This is a genomic window from Microlunatus ginsengisoli, assembly GCF_039537205.1.
GTDB classification, from domain to species: Bacteria; Actinomycetota; Actinomycetes; order Propionibacteriales; family Propionibacteriaceae; genus Microlunatus; species Microlunatus ginsengisoli.
In genome coordinates this window covers 122,055-138,461 of record NZ_BAABAB010000006.1, presented here as the reverse complement: position 1 = coordinate 138,461, position 16,407 = coordinate 122,055, and the positions used below count along the sequence as shown (strand labels likewise).

Genomic DNA, 16,407 nt, shown 5'->3' with positions numbered 1-16,407 from the left:
GGCATCGGATCGCGCTTCGACAGACTCAGCGCACCTATGCAGCTCATCGCTGACCCACCGCCCACTCGTGGGCCCAGTAGGTCAAGATCATGTCGGCTCCCGCCCGTCGGATGCTGATCAGGGTCTCGGCGATGGCGGCCTCCCGGTTGATCCAGCCGCGCTCCGCGGCCGCCTCGACCATCGCGTACTCACCCGACACGTTGTAGGCCGCCACCGGGATCGACACCGCCTCGCGCACCGCGCGCAGCACGTCGAGATAGCCCAGCGCCGGCTTGACCATCACGATGTCGGCACCCTCGGCGACATCCAGAGCCACCTCGCGCAGCGCCTCGCGGACGTTCGCCGGATCCTGCTGGTAGGTCTTCCGATCGCCCTGCAGCGACGAGGCGACCGCCTCGCGGAAGGGCCCGTAGAACGCCGACGCGTACTTCGCGCCGTAGGCCATGATCGCCACGTCCTGCGCCCCGGCCGCGTCGAGCGCCGCGCGGATCGCGGCCACCTGACCGTCCATCATCCCGCTGGGGGCAACGACGTGGGCTCCGGCGGCGGCGTGCAGCGCCGCCATCTCGGCGTAGATCTCCACCGTGGCGTCGTTGTCGACCACTCCGTCGGAGCGCAGCACGCCGCAGTGACCATGATCGGTGAACTCGTCCAGACAGACGTCACTCATCACCAGGCAGGCGTCGCCGACCTCCGCTCGCGCCGCTCGCAGCGCGACATTGAGGACGCCCCGGTCGTCCAGCGCGCCCGAACCGAGGGCGTCCTTGTGCTCGGGAATGCCGAACAGCATCACGCCGGCGAGTCCGGCGTCGGCCGCCGCGACGCACGCCTTGCGCAGAGTGTCCAGCGTGTGCTGGACGACTCCGGGCATGGACGTGATCGGGCGCGGCTCCGCGATCCCATCGGCGACGAACAGCGGCAAGATCAACTGCTGTGGTCGGACGTCGGTCTCGGCGATCATGGAACGCATCGCCGCAGTCGTGCGTAGCCGTCGTGGGCGGTGTCTAGCTGCTCGCTCCGCTGGCGTGCTCAAAGCTCGCTCCGATCGAACCCACTCACACCCGCTTGCGCGAGGTCGGCTTGCGCTGCGACGGACGGAGCACCGACTCGCCCTCGGCGATCAGCGCGTCCCGCCGCTCCGCAGCGAAGCTGGCCAAGGCGTCGGCGAGCTCGACCACGGACGGCTTGCCGGCGATCACGTCGACCCGGAGCCCGTGCTCCTCGCAGGTCCGTGCGGTCGCCGGACCGATCACCGCGATCACCGTCGACGGGTGCGGCTTCCCGGCGATGCCGACCAGGTTGCGCACCGTCGAGGACGAGGTGAACACGACGGCGTCGAACTTCCCGGTCTTGATCGCCTCGCGCACCGACGCGTCCGGCGGAGCCGCCCGCACGGTCCGGTAGGCCGTCACGTCCTCGACTTCCCAGCCCAGGTTGATCAAGCCGGCGGCGAGGGTCTCGGTGGCGATGTCGGCGCGCGGCAGGAAGACCCGGTTGATCGGGTCCAGCACGTCGTCGTACGGCGGGAACTCGGCTGCCAGGCCGGCCGCGGACTGCTCGCCGGTCGGCACCAGGTCGGGCTCGATTCCCCAAGCCTGCAAGGCCTTCGCGGTCACCTCGCCGACGACCGCGACCTTCAGCCCGGAGAACGCGCGGGCGTCGAGGCCGTACTCCTCGAACTTCTCCCGGACTGCCTTGACCGCGTTCACCGAGGTAAAGGCGACCCACTCGTAGCGCCCCTCGACCAGGCCGCGGATGGCCTTGTCCATCTGCAGCGGACTGCGCGGCGGCTCGACCGAGATGGTCGGCACCTCCTCGCTGTGCGCGCCGTAGGTGCGCAGCCGGGCGACCATCGGCGCCGCCTGGTCCTTCGTCCGCGGCACCAGCACGCGCCAGCCGAACAGCGGCTTGGTCTCGTACCAGGACAGCTCACTGCGCTGCTCGGCGGCCTGACCGATGATCACATGGGCCGGGTCGGTGCCCGGGGCCTTGGTCGACTTCACCACACTCACCAGCTCGTCCAACGTGGTGCCCACGGTGAGCTGCTCCGTGCTGCCACCGTGCAGGGTGACCAGCACATGATCATCACCGGGTCGGCCCGCCGCCTTCGCGGCCTCGACCAGGCTGTTGATCATGGAAACCACCGTGCTCACCACCACGGTGGAGGCGGCTCCCCACGGCGCCGCGGCGGCCTTGCTGAACCGGCCCTCGGTGGCCGAGGCGAAGTGCACCCCGCCGCCGTGGGTCAGGTCGACCCCGGCGTACTCCGGGACCGCGGTCAGGCTGGACACGCCGGGCACGACCTCGAAGTCGATGCCGCCCCGGACGCAGGCCGCAGCCTCGTCGGCCACCGCGTTGTCCAGGAACGGGTCGCCGTGCACGAGCCGGACCACCCGCGCGCCGGAGCACGCGTGCTTCAAGACGATCTTGGCCCGGGCCGACGGCGACAGCGGCCGGCCGGCCTCGGACAGTCCGAGCGTGGTCACCTCCGCCTCCTCCGCGAGCGTGATCGCGGGATGCTCCAAGATCGGCGACTGCCGGTCCGAGTCGAGGATGACGGCGCTGGCGTCGGCCAGCGCCGCGATGGCACCGAGGGTGAGCAGGTCGGGGTCGCCGGGCCCGGTCCCGACGAAGATCACCCGGCCGCGGGTGACAGGTGACATGGGGGTGGACGCGGAGGTGGAGGTGGTGCGGGGCTTGCGGACCGACGTTGTGCTCACAGGGGGTTCTCGCGTTCTGTGTTCGGCGCCGATGCTGGACCGGCGCGTTGTACGTGCCCATCGGGCACAGGCTCGTCGAGCAACTCCGTCAGCGCTTCCCTGGCGGCAGCCGCACCGAACTGCACCGGGTCCTCCGTCGCGCCGCGCCGCTGGAGACGGAAGAGACCGGGGGTCGCTGTCGGTCCGCTTTTGGTCGGTTCTGACAAGTTGCTCAGATACGTTCTCCCAATTACGGCCGCCAGAGTCAAATCGAGACTCATACCACGGACGGATTTGACAAATGCGCGTGCACCGACGGGGGCGGTACAGCCGGCCTCCAGCGCAGCCAGGAATCCTCGCTCTGCAAGGGATTCCGCCCGACTGACCGGGTCGTTCAGGGCGCGCACGGCGTTCGCTCGCGGCGGACTGAGAGATTCATGAGTTTCCAGTGCCAACGCGCCCTGACCCGGCGCGGGGAGCATCAGCTCCTCGCTCAAAACAGAGGCCGGCAAGCCGTTGACAACGGTTTCCGAGTTGGAGGATCCCTCCAAAGTGTCCGGAAGATGACCGAGACGTCGCAATCCGGCGGCGGCCAGGAGAACGGCGTCACACTCGCCGGCCCTGACCTTCGCGATCCGGCTGTCGACATTTCCCCGGATCGGCACGGGCTCGATAACGATTTGGAGACGATGGCCCAGCTCGATCAGCTGGACCGCCCGCCGCGGCGCCCCGGTCCCGATCCGCACCCCGTCACGCAGGTCCTGCAGCCGCAGCCCGACCAGGACGTCTCGGGTGTCCTCCCGGGGCGGTACGGCCGCCAGCACCAGCCCGTCGACCGGCGCCGTCGGCAGGTCCTTGAGCGAGTGCACGGCGAGATCGATCCGGCCGTCAGCGAGGGCCTCGCGTACCGCACTGGTGAACACCCCGGTGCCACCGATCTCGGTCAACGCCCGGCCGTCCACGTCGCCGACCGTGGTGATCCCGACGAACACCGACGGCACGCCCGCCGCACCCAGCAGCGCGGCGACGTCGTCGGCCTGGGCGCGGGCCAGCGGCGACCGGCGGGCGCCGATCCGGATCGGGTCGAGTGTCATCGGGTGCGGCACTCTTCGACAGAGCCGGTCGTGAGCAGGTCGAAGGTCTCAGGGCACGCACGGAGTGATTCGGGGCACGAACGGGCAGGCTCGGGGCACATACCTACCGCGGCACCTCTGGGGACATCACCGCGGCGACGGTCTGGGGATCCAGCGCGAACAGTTCGCGCAGCGCGGCCGCATAGTCGACGCTGGCCGAGTCCGCCGCCAGCTCCTGGACCCGCACGGTCGGCGCGTGCAGCAGCTTGTCCACCACCCGCCGTACGGTCCGGTGCACCTCGTCGCGCTCCCGCTGGGTGAGCTCGGGCACGCGCAGGTCGAGCCGCTGCATCTCCGCCGCGACGACCTCCGAGGCCATCGACCGCAGCGCCACCACGGTCGGCGCCACCGTCGCCGCGCGGCGCAACCCGAGGAAGTCCGCCACCTCCGAGCGGACCAGCAGCCGGGCGGCGTCGATCTGCTGGGCGGTGGCCGAGTCGACCTGGTCCTCGACCAGCCGCGCCAGGTTCACCAGCTCGACGCCGAGGTCGGTGACGTCGCTCGCCACATCGGCCGGCAACGCCAAGTCCACGATGCCGCGGACCGGGGTGCCGGTCAGCTCGGCCCTGCTGATCAACAACTGGCGGGCGCCGGTGCAGGTGACCACCACGTCGGCGGTGCCGAGCGCAGCCGGCAGCTCGGCCCACTCCCGTGCTCGGCCACCGATCGCCTCGGCCAACTTGTGCGCGCGGGCGTACGTCCGGTTCACACAAATCACCGACGCTCCGGCCGCGGCGGCGGTCCGCGCCGCCAGGGTGGCCATCGAGCCGGCGCCGACGACCAGCACCCGGCGACCGGCCAGATCGCCGATCCGCGACGCCAGCAGGTCGTACGCCGCGGTCACGAGGGACCGCCCGGCGCTGCCGACGGAGGTCTCGGTGTGCACCCGCTTGCCGACCCGGATCGCCTGCTGGAACAGGGAGTTCAGCACGGTTCCGACGGTGCCGTGGCCCTGCGACTGGGTCAGCGCCGCCCGCACCTGGCCGAGAATCTGGCTCTCCCCGACGACCAGCGAGTCCAACCCGGAGGCCACCCCGAAGGTGTGCGCGACCGCGCCCTCGTCGAAATAGACCGCGCACCGGTTCTGGAGCTCGCCGACGGTCAGGCCGGCGAACCGGGCCAAGGCGCCGGCGGTGTCCTCGAGCCCGCCGTGGAACCGCGACACCGAGGCATACAGCTCGGTCCGGTTGCAGGTGGACAGCACGACGGCCTCGTCGACGTGCTCGCTTGTCATCAGCTCGTCGGCGAACTTGGCCGCGCCGGGCGCATCCATCGCCAGCTGGGACAAGAACTCGACCGACGCGGTCTTGTGCGACACGCTCAGCACGAGGATGCTCACGAGACGATTCTCCTGTTCGACGCCGGTTCCCGGTCGATCCGGCGGGGACCGGCGGGTCCGATCCCGATCCGGCCGGCCGCGGGCTCGTCGGCCTTGCGCTGTTCGTGGTAGGCCAGGATCTGCAGCTCCTGGCCGAGATCGACCTTGCGCACCGTCACGGCTCCGTCGACCGTGAGCACGACGGGCGCGAAGTTGAGGATGCTGGTGATGCCGCACTCGACCAGCCGGTCGGCGACCGCCTGGGCCGCCTCGGCCGGTGTTGCGATGACGGCGATCGCGGCCCCGGAGTCGGCGACGAGTCGCTCCAGGTCGGCGATGTCGCCGATGGTGAGCCCGTGGATCTGCCGGCCCACCAGCTCCGGCGCGGAATCGACCAGGGCGACGACCCGGAACCCACGGGAGGAGAAGCCGGAGTAGTTCGCGAGTGCGGTGCCCAGGTTGCCGAGGCCGACGATGATCACCGGCCAGTCGTGCGCGGAGCCGACCTCGCGACCGATCTGGAACCGCAGGTACTCGACGTCGTAGCCGACGCCGCGGGTGCCGTACGAGCCGAGATAGGACAGGTCTTTGCGCAGCTGCGCCGAGCTCACCCCGGCCGCCTCCGCCAGCGCGCCGCTGCTGATGGTGTCCACCCCGCGGGCGGCCACCCCGGCGAGCGCGCGCAGATAGACCGGCAGCCGGGCCACCGTCGCGGCCGGGATCCCCTTGGCCGCGGCCGGCGACGCCGCGGGCGGGGACCCCAACGGTGCCGCCGGAAGGACCGCGGCAGCGACGCCCGAACCCGGCAAGGTGCCGGCGCGGGTCTGACTGGCCACATCACTCCCGGAATCGGATCGAGCAGGTCGGCGAGCCGGCGCGGACCTCCGCCCAGCCGAGCATGCTCACTCTAGGAGCTTGTGAACGCGTGAACAAATGAGGTCGCCCTGACCGGTCTCGGATCCCCTGGCACGGTTCGGATCCCCTGCAGAGGATCCGAACCGGTCCCAGGGATCCGAGTTCTATCGGGCGGCGTCGGCGTCCAGGTGAGCCAGATAGGCGGCGCCGCGCGGCGACAGCCGATAGCCGATCTCGAGGCTTTCGGTCAGCCCCAGCGCCTTCAGCCGCCTGATCCTGATCTTGAACTGCTGCCGCTCCTGGCCGGCCTCGGCGGCGAGCTCGGTCGAGACGACCGCCGGGTTGCGCTCGATCAGCCGCAGTGCCTGGCGGGTCCACGGCGCGTCGGCCGCGGCATCCATCCGGTCGAGCCTGCGGTCGAGGTCGGCCAGCTCGTCGGCCGTCGGCGAGTCGGCGGCCCGCAGCGCGACCCGGGGGTCCGGGCCGACCAGCCGCAGGCCGATCCGGTAGAGGTCGCCGGCGCCCTTGGCCCTGGTCCACTTGTGCAGCGCGGCGAGGGAGTCGTAGCCGCCGCGCTCGGCGTCGTGCTCGTCGAGCGCGTCCTCCTCGACCAGCTCGATCGAGGTGACCTCGACCACCCCCGCGCGGGTCGTGAATCGAGAACCCACCCTCGGCCGGACGACCGTCCAGCGCCGGTACGTCCGATCGACCGTCCCCTGCTGGAGCCCGGCCAGCGTCGGCGCGTTGAACAGCACCGCGTCAGCGACCGCCGCGCAGCGCGGCGCGCAGCCGGTCGGGGTCGACCCGCCAGAAGTCGTGCTGCTTGCCGTCGACGAAGGTCACCGGTATCTCGTTGGTGTAGCGGGCGGTCAGCTCGGGGTCGTCGGTGATGTCCCGCTCGGCCCAGCCCACTCCCTGTTCGGCGCAGACGGCGTCGACGATCGCCGTGGCGTCCTCGCACAGATGGCAGCCCGGACGGACCAGGACCAATACGCGTGGCTCAGCCATCGGCCCGCTCGGCGGCCAGCAGCCGGCGCAGCGCGCCCCGGCGGATCAGGCCCGTGACGGTGCGCGGCAGCTGGTCGACGCTGCGGACCTCGCTCGGCCGCTTGAAGGCCGCCAGCCGTCCCCGGCAGTAGTCGAGCACCTCGTCCGGACTCGCCGTCCCGGAGACGAACGCCACCATCCGCTGGCCGGCCCGCCCAGCCGGCGCACCGATCACCGCCACCGCGGTCACGCCCTCCAGCTCGCCGATGACCTGCTCGACCTCTGCGGGATAGATCGTGAAGCCACTGATGGAGATCAGATCGCGGGCCCGGTCCAGGACGAACAGATCCTCACCGCGCAGATAGCCGAGATCACCGGTGCGCCACCAGCCGTCGGGATCCGGGCCGCCGGCGCCGTCGGGCCAGTAGCCGGAGAAAAGCATCTCCCCGCGAACCGCGATCTCCCCCGGCTCGTCGTCGGTCCCGTCGCCGATCCGGATCTCGACGCCCGGCAGGGCCCGGCCGACGTGGCCGGGCCCGAGCAGCTCGGCGCCCAGGGTGCTGGACACGCCCCGCGCGGTCTCGGTGAGGCCGTACGCCTGCTCGAGCCGCAGGCCGGTCTGCTCGCTGAACTCGCGGGTGAGCGGCCACGGCAGCCGCGCTCCGGCCGACACCACGGCCACCACACTGGCGAGCATCGCCCGCAGATCCGTCCCGGCGTGCGTGGCGCGCTGCAGCAGCCGGAAGATCAGCGGCGGTGTCAGCGGCAGGTGGGTGATCGACTCGTCCGCGGCCAGCCGCGCGAGGTCAGCCCGCTCGTCGCTGACGACCAGCCGGCAACCCGCGCCGATCCAGCTGCCGAGGATGGCGGCCAGGCCGTACGCCCCGGACAGCGGCAGCGCCAGCCCGATCACCGAGTCGGCGTCCGGCCGACCCGGACCGGTCTCGTCGATGCCCGCCAGCAGGGCGCGATGGCTCAGCATCACCGGGCGTGGTTCCTCCGCGGTGCCCGCGGTATAGAGCAGCACCGCCAGCGATTCCCGATCCGGTGGGCTCACCACCGGCGCGGCGCCGGGATCGGCCAGCTCGGCGATTCCGGCGGCGGTCAGTGGCAGCGTCTCGATCTCGCTGCCGGTAGGCATGTCGGCAACGCCCAGCAGCAGCCGGGCCCCGCTCTCGGCCAGCCAGCGGGCGGAGAGCTCGGTGCCGGCCCGAACGGCCAGCGGGACCACGACGACGCCGGCCCGGAGGGCGGAGAGATAGCCGACGACGTACGGAATGGAGGTCGGTCCGCGGAACGCCAACCGGTGCCCCGCGCGGACCCCGTGCCGGACCAGGCCGGCCGCGAGCGCGGAGACCTGGCCGTCGAGCTCGGACCAGGTCAGCACCCGGCGGTCCTCGCCGGGCTGGATCAGGGCGGGCTCCTCGGGTCGCTCCACAGCGTTGCGGGCGACCAGGTCGGCGAGGTTGCTCGGCCCGGACTCGGCGTCTACCAGCGCCCGGACGTCGATGTCGTCGTCGAGATCGTCCACCGCGGTGGTCGGCAGGGGTGTCGGCGGCGGCTTGGGCGTGCTCGAAGGGCTGGACGCGGCCACCACACGAGTCTTCCATGTCCCCGACCGCGCCGGGATCGGGCCCGCCCCGGTCGTCCGGCACCTGCCCATGGAACGGGGGCGGCCGGTCGACCTCGTTAGGGTTGTGGTCGTGACCCAGCCGCCGGAAGCGACGCAGCCGGCGACGGCCGAGCCGTTGATCCGGCCGGACGCCCGGGCCGCGGCATTCTTCGACCTCGACAACACGGTGATCCAGGGCGCGTCGATCTTCCATCTGGCCAAGGGGATGTATCGCCGCGGCTTCTTCTCCACCCGGCTGCTGATGAAGGGGCTGTGGCTGCAGATCTATTTCCGGATGATCGGCGGCGAGAAGGACTCCCACATCGAGGACGCACGGACGACCGTGCTGGGCTTCATCGAGGGACACACGGTCGCCGAGCTGGTGGACATCGGCAACGAGATGTACGAGGACTCGATCGCCCCGCGGATCTGGCCGGGCACCCGGGCGATCGCCCAGATGCACCTCGACGTCGGTCAGCAGGTGTGGCTGGTGACGGCGGCGCCGATCGAGGTCGCCGGGCTGATCGCGAGCCGGCTCGGCCTGACCGGCGCACTCGGCACCGTGGCGGAGCACGTCGAGGGCGTCTACACCGGCCGGCTGGTCGGCACCATGCTGCACGGTCCGGCCAAGGCCGATGCGGTTCGCGCGCTCGCCGCCGAGCACGACCTGGACCTGGCCCGCTGCTTCGCCTACTCCGACTCCTACAACGACCTGCCGATGCTGTCGCTGGTCGGTCACCCGTGCGCGATCAACCCGGACCGGCGGCTGAAGGAGCACGCGGAGGAGCAGGACTGGCAGATCCGCGACTACCGCTCGGGCCGGCGGGCAGCCCGGATCGGCCTGATCGGTGCCGCCGGTGCCGGCGCCACGACCGGCGCGGTGGCGACCGCTCTCGCCCTGCGCCGCCGGCTCAAGCAGTGAGCCGCTCGGGGCGTGCGGCGGGCGTGCCTCAGGAACGCCGGGTCAGCACCGTCGCGACGACGTACGCGATCCCGAGATAGAGCACGAACGCGAAGAACCCGACCATCGCGACCAGCTCGGCCGTGCCGCCCGGGAGCCCGGACAGCCCGATGATCACGGTGGCGGCGGCCACCAGGGCGAGCGCACCGGCACCCAGATAGCCGAAGCTCTCCAGCTGCGAGCGCGCCGACGACGCATCGCCCCGAGAGCGGCGCAGCACCAGCACGGTGAATCCCGCCACCGCGAGCAGGATCACGGCCAGCACTGCGTACACGCCGCCCAGGCTACGTCGCCGTGCCGGCTCCCGCCGTCGGCCGCGACGGTCACCCGGCCGGAGTCGCCGGCACGCCGGTGCCGCCCGGCTCGATCTCCATGATCGAGGTCATCGCCGCCAGGTCCTCGGCGTGCCGGGTGGTCTGCACGATCATGACGTTGCAGACGGCGTGCTTCACCACCTCGGCCGGCACCGACCCGAGCAGCTCGCCCTCGGCCGCGCCCAGTCCGCGGTTGCCGACGACGATCAGATTCTTCGGGTTGTCGCCGGCCGCGTCGAGCAGGGCCTGCGCCGGCTCGGCCGGGACGATGCGCTCCACGAGCTCCTTGATGTTGTGCTCCGGCGACGTGCTCAGCGCGCGCAGAGAGACCTGCATCGCCAGGTCGGCCGCATCCTTGCCGTAGAGCATCTGGTGGGCATCCGGGGCGTAGGAGGCCGCAGGAGTCCTCTGGGCACCACCCGAGTTGTAGGCGGTCACCACGACCAGCCGTGCTTCGGCGGCATGCGCGATACCGGCGGCGTGCCCGATGGTGACCAATGAGGTCGGGGAGCCGTCGGAGCCCACGATCACCTCGTCGTACACGGACTTGATGTGGCGGGGTGCACCGAGCGGGATCAGCGGTGACTCTTCGTCCTCGGGCGGCGGATTGACCCAGAGCATGCAGATACCGCCGCAGGCGAGCATGATGCCGGCGAGCAGGATCGCGTTGCTGCCGCTGCCGCCGAGCAGGTTCTTGAAGATCCAGCCGAAGGTGACCGTCTCGATCAGCATCGGCACGACGATCATGGTGTTCAAGATGCCGAGGTAGACGCCGGTCTGCTTCTTCGGAACCAGCGTCGACACCATCATCGACGGCAGCCCGATCATGCTGGCCCAGGCGATCCCCAGTCCGATCATCGGCACCAGCGCCAGGTACTGGTTGCCGATCTGCGACAGCGACACCAACGAGATGGCGGCGAGGCCGAGGCAGAAGGCCTGCACCTTCTTCGCCCCGACCCGTTGGCACCAGCCGATCAGGAACAGCGCCGCCAGCATGGTGAAGAAGTTGTAGGTGGCGTTCTCCAGACCCGCCCACGACACGGTCTTCTCCCACGCCTCACCGCCCGCCTCCGGAGAGGAGTTGAACACGGTCTCGCCGAGGCTGATCGCGACGAACTGCCAGTAGATGAACATCGCATACCACTGGAAGAAGAACACCGCGCCGATCTTGTGCATCGCGACCGGCATCGTCCGAACAGCGCCGGCGATGTCCTTGAACGTGACCAGCAGACCTTTCGGTGCGGCTTTGATCTCGGCGAGCTCCTCGTCGTCGGGCCGGAGTTCCGCGGGACCCTTGCGCATGGCGATGAGGACGGTGACCAAGACACTGATGGTGCCCATCCAGAAGCAGACGTACATCCAGTAGGGCAGGCCGTTTCCGCCCTCGCCGGTGACGAACTTCTGCAACGCGAAGATGGCCAGGTTCGCCAGCACAGCACCCAGACCGGCATAGAAGCTCTGGGTCAAGAAGCCGCGGGCAAGCTGGTTCTTGGGCAGCCGGTCGGACAGAAAGGCGCGGTAGGGCTCGGCCGTGGTGTTGTTGCCGATGTCGAGCAGCCAGAGACACAACACGGCGGCCCACAACACACCGACGAACGGAAAGATGATCAACACGAGGGCCGCGAGCAGCGCCCCGGCGTAGATGAACGGCTTGCGGCGACCCCACCGATCGCTCCATGTCTTGTCACTCACCGCGCCGATCAGCGGCTGCACGAAGAGCCCGGTGATCGGACCGGCGATGTTCAAGATCGGCAGTTCCTCCGGCGAGGCTCCGATGAACGTGAACAGAGGATTGACCGCGGAGAAGACGATGCCGAACCCGAAGGAGTTCCCGAAGAACCCCAGCGTCATGACCATGATGTTCGTCCGGGTCAACGGCGGCTTGCGTTCACCGGCTTGGATCAAGTCGAGGGGGCCCTCGGTCTTGACGGTGGACTCGGTCGTTGCCATGAAGTCTCCGCTCCGATGCGTGCAAGATGACTCTTCATTAGCATCCAACTCGAATGATATTGTTTTCATCAAGGGTCGCGTCATAAGTCTGCGGTTTCCCCACGATGGCTCGCACTAGTCGCGCGTTTCCCGCCGACACGAACTCGCGCGGACGCAGACCTTGCCACCAGACGCGGACGCGGCTCCGCGGTGGCGAGACGTCAGTGCTGCGCTTCGCAGCGCTGTGCGGGACCGAGGTCGTACGTCCGATCACAGTCCGCGGCCAGGTCGAGATCATGGGTGATCATCACCACCGCGGCGTCGCGGGACAGGTCCCACAGATCGGTCAGCAGCGCCGCCGCGGTGGGACCGTCGAGATGCTCGGTCGGTTCGTCCAAGATCAGCACGTCGTCGCTGCGCACCAGCAGCCGGGCCAGCGCGATCCGGCGGGCCTCCCCGCCGGACACCTCGGCGCCGTGCAGCCCGACCAAGCGGTCCGGCGCCAGGTCGAGCCGCGCCGCGCGCAGCGCCGCGGCGATCTCGGCGTCGGTGGCATCCCGCTTCCCGATCCGTACGTTCTCGGCCACGGTGGTGTCGAACAGGTACGCGTCCTGGGCGAGGTAGCCGACCGACCCGGCGAGCTGGACCGACCCGTCCATCGGCGGCAGCAGGCCCAGGATCGTCGCGGCGACCGTGGTCTTGCCGACGCCGCTCGGCCCGACCAGGGCGACCCGCTCGCCGGGGGCGACGGAGAGGTCCAGGCCGGCCGTCACCGGCCTCGAGCCGGGCCAGCCCGCGGCCAGGCCGCTGAGCCGGAGACCGTCGCCCGCCCGCCCCATCCGGTCCGACCCCGTCCGGTCCGACCCCGTCCCCGCCGATTCCGTCCCCGCCGATTCCGTCCCAGCCGATTCCGTCCCAGCCGATTCCGTCCGGGCGGACTCGGCCCGCTCGGGCGTGCCGACCACCGGGGCGTCCAGAATCTCGCGCACCCGGCGGAGCGCCGTTTGCGATCGGCCGAGGGCCAACGCGGCCGCGGGGAGGGTGCCGAGCACCTCGTGCAGCGCGAGCGGCGTCAGCACGAGCACCGCGAGCTGGACCGGCGGCAGCGCTCCGGCCGCCACCTGAGCCGCTCCGACCAGCAGAGTGCCGGTCACCGCCAGCGCGGCGGCCAGGACCTGCGCCGCGGCGGCGACTCCGCTGGTCCAGGCCAGCCGCGCCTCCGCCGCCCGGAGCCGGCCGTCGACCTCGGCCACCCGGTTCAGCGCGGCCGGGGCGGCGCCGTAGGCCAGCAGGTCGGGTGCGGCCTCGGCGGCCTCGGCGACGGCCGCGGCGAGCTCACCGCGGAGCGGGGCGAGTGCGGCCGTTGCGGTCGCGCCCAGCCGCCGGGCCAGCCACGGAACCAGCGCTCCCGCCAGCAGTGCCGAACCGAGCACGATCGCGCCGGCGGCCGGCGAGAGCACACCCAGCACGGTGACGGTGCCGACCACGACCAGGGCGGCCGACGCCATCGGCACGATCGCCCGGACCACCAGGTCCTGCACCGCCTCGACGTCGTTGACCAGCCGCGACAGCAGGTCGCCGCTGCCCCGGCCGACCCAGGTCGACCGGGCCAGCGCGCGATAGGTCTCGATCCGCAGCGCCGCCTGCCGGCGCAGGGCAAGATCGTGCCCGACGAGCCGTTCGGCATAGCGCAGCACGCCCTTGCCGAGACCGAACGCTCGGACGCAGACGATCGCGACCATCAGATACATCACCGGGGGGTGCTCGGCCGCACGGGACAGCAGCCAGCCGGAGGTCCCCATCAGGGCGACACCGCAGGCGCTCGCCAGTGCGCCCAACCCGACCGCGCCGAGCAGCCGGCCGCGATCCCCGCGCGGGCCGATCCCGATCATCGTGGGCCGCCCAGCGGCACGGGCGCAGCGAGCGGGATCACCCTGTCCGCGGCAGCCAGCACCGGCTCGCGGTGGCTGACCACGAGCGCCCCGACACCGACCGAGCGGAGCCCGGCAATCGCGGCCAGCTCGGTCTCGACGTCCAGGCCGGCGGTCGGCTCGTCCAGCACCAGCAGCTGGCCGCCGCCGCAGTCGATCCGGAGCAGCGCCCGGGCAATCGCCACCCTCCGTCGCTCCCCCGTCGACAGCCCCTCGCCGCCCGCGTCCAGCAGCCGGTCGGGATCGAGCCCGCCGGCGCCGGCTCCGGCCAGAGCGGCGCGTACCCGGCTCTGCGGAGCGTCGGGCGCGCCGAGCAGGACGTTCTCCGCGATGGTCCCGGCGATCAGCGCCGGCTGCTGCGGCACCCAGGCCAGCGCGGCCCGCCAGGCGTCCGGATCGAGCTCCGGCAGCGGCACACCGCCGACCAGCACCCGACCGGATTCGGGCCGGACGAACCCGAGCAGCACGCCGAGCAGGCTGGACTTGCCCGCTCCGCTCGGGCCGCAGATCGCCACCACCTCACCGGCACCGAGCACCAGACTTATCCGCTCCAGCGCCGGCGCCGCGACACCGGGATGGCGGACGGTCACCGCGTCGAACTCCACCGTGGCGTCGCGCAGGTCAGGAATCTGCGTCCGGCCCGGCGCCGGCGCCGGGGCGGCGTCGATCAGGGCGAACGCGTGCTCCGCGGCCGCGACCCCGTCCGCGCTGTCGTGGTAGTGCACGCCCACCTGCCGCAGCGGCAGATACACCTCGGGCGCCAAGATCAACACGAACAGCCCGGTGAACAGGGTCAGCTCGCCCTCGACCACCCGAAGACCGATGCCGACGGCGATCATGGCGACGGACAAGGTGGCGAGCAGCTCCAGCACCAGCGCGGACAGGAACGAGATCCGGAGGGTGGCCATCGTCTCGCTCCGGTGCGCCTCACCGCTGCGACGCAGACCCTCGGCCTGCGCGCGGGCGCGTCCGAACACCTGCAGCGTCGGTAGCCCGGCCACGAGGTCGGCGAAGTGGTCGGCCAGCCGTGCCTGCAGCCGGGCGCGCCGGCGGACCCGGGTCTGCGTCATCCGTCCGACCAGCACCATGAAGACCGGGATCAGCGGCACCGTCGCCGCGACGATCACCACCGAGACCCAGTCGGCGGTCCAGATGGCCGCGCCGACGATCACCGGCACGGTCACGGCCAGCACGAGCTGGGGCAGATAGCGGGCGAAGTAGCCGTCCAGGGCGTCCAGGCCCTGGGTCAGCACCGACGTCAGCGCGCCGGGTTTGAGGTCTGCGCTCGGGCTCCGCAGCCGGGCGGCGATGATCTCTCGCCGCAGCTGGGACTTCACCGCGGCGGCCGACCGCGCGGCCACGATCGCGTCCAGCCAGCGCAGTGCGGCCCGGAGTGCGAAGACGGCCACCAAAGGTACGGCGACCTCGCGGACCGCCGTCAGGTCGCGACGGGCGAACGCGCCGGCGATGCCGGTGGCGAGCAGCCAGGCCTGGGCCACGATCAGCAGCGCGGTGACGCTGCCGAGCACCGCTCCGGCGATCAGGTAGCCGCGGGTCGCCCCGGCCCGGCGAAGCAGCCGCGGGTCGAGCGCGCCGCCCGCCCCCGGGCTCCGCCGCCGGCTCATCGAGCCGGGGTGCTCGGCGCCGGCTCCGGCAGCTTGACGTCGTCGCGGATCGAGGAGACGTCCAGCCGCTTCTTGAACACCCAGTAGGTCCAGACCTGGTAGGCCAGCACGACCGGCGTCATGATCACCGCCGCCCAGGTCATGATCGTCAAGGTGTACGTCGTCGACGACGCGTTGCGGATGTTCAGGCTCCATGCCGGGTCGAGTGAGCTCGGCATCACATCGGGGAAGAGCGCGACGAACGCCGCGGCGAAGGTCAGCGCGATGGCCGCCGCCGTGCCGACGAAGGCCCAGCCCTCACGCCGCACGCGGTTCGCGAGCAGACCGCCGACCAGGGCCAACGCCGCCAGCACGCTGAGCACCGAGGAGACCACGTCGCCGTGGGCCAGGTTGAGCCAGATCAGCAGCACGACGGCGAGGACCGCCGCGAGGAGCCCGACCCGGCCGGCGAAACTCTGGGCCCGGTCACGGATCACCCCGTCGGTCTTCAGCGCGACGAAGACCGCACCGTGGGTGAGGAACACGGTGAGGGTGACCAGTCCGGTCAACAGGGCAAAGGGATTGAGCAGGTTGACGAAGCCGCCGACGTACTCCATGTTCTGATCGATCGGCACCCCGCGCAGGATGTTGCCGAACGCGACTCCCCACAGCAGCGCCGGCACTGCGGAGCCGATCACGATGCACACGTCCCAGCGGCGGCGCCAGGCCAGCTCGGGTCGCTTGCTGCGGTAGTCGATCGCCACCAGCCGGAGGATCAGCGCGACCAAGATCAGCAGCAGCGGCAGGTAGAAGCCGCTGAACAGCGTCGCGTACCACTCCGGGAAAGCGGCGAAGGTCGCACCGCCTGCCACCAGCACCCAGACCTCATTGGCGTCGAAGTGCGGGCCGATGGTGTTGATCACGACTCGGCGCTCGCGGTCGTTGCGGCCCAAGATCGGCATCAGCATGCCGACGCCGAAGTCGAATCCTTCGAGCACGAAATAGCCGATCCACAAGAAGGCGATGATCACGAACCAGAGGGCTGGCAGATCCACGGTGATTCC

Annotated in this window: 14 protein-coding genes; 1 reads left to right on the top strand and 13 read right to left on the bottom strand. The window is 71.2% G+C overall.

From position 1 onward, the window contains the following. Nucleotides 1-43 precede the first annotated feature (43 nt). From hemB to ABD747_RS04440, 8 genes are all read right to left on the bottom strand, one after another. Nucleotides 44-1,033: a porphobilinogen synthase gene (gene hemB / locus ABD747_RS04475; RefSeq protein WP_344801891.1), complete on the bottom strand. Its 990-nt coding sequence runs from the start codon at nucleotides 1,031-1,033 to the stop codon at nucleotides 44-46. 22 nt (nucleotides 1,034-1,055) lie between these two features. Next, complete coding sequence (locus ABD747_RS04470) at nucleotides 1,056-2,663, bottom strand: bifunctional uroporphyrinogen-III C-methyltransferase/uroporphyrinogen-III synthase (protein WP_344802037.1); 1,608 nt, start codon at nucleotides 2,661-2,663, stop codon at nucleotides 1,056-1,058. A gap of 53 nt (nucleotides 2,664-2,716) precedes the next feature. Next, entirely contained in the window at nucleotides 2,717-3,793 is a 1,077-nt protein-coding gene (gene hemC / locus ABD747_RS04465; RefSeq protein WP_344801890.1) for a hydroxymethylbilane synthase, read from the bottom strand. Between the two features lie 103 nt (nucleotides 3,794-3,896). Continuing rightward, the gene (locus ABD747_RS04460) at nucleotides 3,897-5,171 is read right to left on the bottom strand and encodes a glutamyl-tRNA reductase (RefSeq protein ID WP_344801889.1); all 1,275 of its coding nucleotides are present in this window, start codon (nucleotides 5,169-5,171) and stop codon (nucleotides 3,897-3,899) included. Further along, nucleotides 5,168-5,914 (bottom strand): redox-sensing transcriptional repressor Rex, encoded by a 747-nt coding sequence (locus tag ABD747_RS04455; RefSeq protein WP_344802035.1) that lies wholly within the window; start codon nucleotides 5,912-5,914, stop codon nucleotides 5,168-5,170. Before ABD747_RS04455 ends, ABD747_RS04460 begins: the two co-directional genes overlap by 4 nt. 255 nt (nucleotides 5,915-6,169) lie before the next feature. Beyond that, the gene (locus tag ABD747_RS04450) at nucleotides 6,170-6,760 is read right to left on the bottom strand and encodes a hypothetical protein (RefSeq protein ID WP_344801888.1); all 591 of its coding nucleotides are present in this window, start codon (nucleotides 6,758-6,760) and stop codon (nucleotides 6,170-6,172) included. A 4-nt stretch (nucleotides 6,761-6,764) separates the two neighbouring features. Next, on the bottom strand, nucleotides 6,765-7,013 hold the full coding sequence (locus tag ABD747_RS04445; protein WP_344801887.1) for a glutaredoxin family protein: 249 nt from the start codon (nucleotides 7,011-7,013) through the stop codon (nucleotides 6,765-6,767). Continuing rightward, nucleotides 7,006-8,586, bottom strand: a complete 1,581-nt coding sequence (locus ABD747_RS04440; RefSeq protein WP_344801886.1) for a class I adenylate-forming enzyme family protein — start codon at nucleotides 8,584-8,586, stop codon at nucleotides 7,006-7,008. Before ABD747_RS04440 ends, ABD747_RS04445 begins: the two co-directional genes overlap by 8 nt. 109 nt (nucleotides 8,587-8,695) lie before the next feature. Here ABD747_RS04440 and ABD747_RS04435 point away from each other — a divergent pair, with 109 nt between their 5' ends. After that, nucleotides 8,696-9,526 carry an HAD family hydrolase gene (locus ABD747_RS04435; RefSeq protein WP_344801885.1) on the top strand — a complete coding sequence of 277 codons (831 nt, stop codon included), beginning with the start codon at nucleotides 8,696-8,698 and terminating at the stop codon, nucleotides 9,524-9,526. Between the two features lie 28 nt (nucleotides 9,527-9,554). Here the strand turns inward: ABD747_RS04435 and ABD747_RS04430 are convergent, their stop codons facing one another. From ABD747_RS04430 to cydB, 5 genes are all read right to left on the bottom strand, one after another. After that, nucleotides 9,555-9,839, bottom strand: coding sequence for a hypothetical protein (locus tag ABD747_RS04430; protein WP_344801884.1), 285 nt, complete (start codon nucleotides 9,837-9,839; stop codon nucleotides 9,555-9,557). A 49-nt stretch (nucleotides 9,840-9,888) separates the two neighbouring features. Next, nucleotides 9,889-11,829 carry an MFS transporter gene (locus ABD747_RS04425; protein ID WP_344801883.1) on the bottom strand — a complete coding sequence of 647 codons (1,941 nt, stop codon included), beginning with the start codon at nucleotides 11,827-11,829 and terminating at the stop codon, nucleotides 9,889-9,891. Nucleotides 11,830-12,029: 200 nt separating this feature from the next. Next, nucleotides 12,030-13,700, bottom strand: a complete 1,671-nt coding sequence (cydC, locus tag ABD747_RS04420; protein ID WP_344801882.1) for a thiol reductant ABC exporter subunit CydC — start codon at nucleotides 13,698-13,700, stop codon at nucleotides 12,030-12,032. Beyond that, a complete protein-coding gene (cydD, locus tag ABD747_RS04415) occupies nucleotides 13,697-15,364 on the bottom strand; it encodes a thiol reductant ABC exporter subunit CydD (RefSeq protein WP_344801881.1) in 1,668 nt (555 codons plus the stop codon). Before cydD ends, cydC begins: the two co-directional genes overlap by 4 nt. Beyond that, nucleotides 15,361-16,398 carry a cytochrome d ubiquinol oxidase subunit II gene (cydB, locus tag ABD747_RS04410; protein WP_344801880.1) on the bottom strand — a complete coding sequence of 346 codons (1,038 nt, stop codon included), beginning with the start codon at nucleotides 16,396-16,398 and terminating at the stop codon, nucleotides 15,361-15,363. The genes cydD and cydB overlap by 4 nt, the downstream gene beginning before the upstream one ends. Between the last annotated feature and the right edge of the window lie 9 nt (nucleotides 16,399-16,407).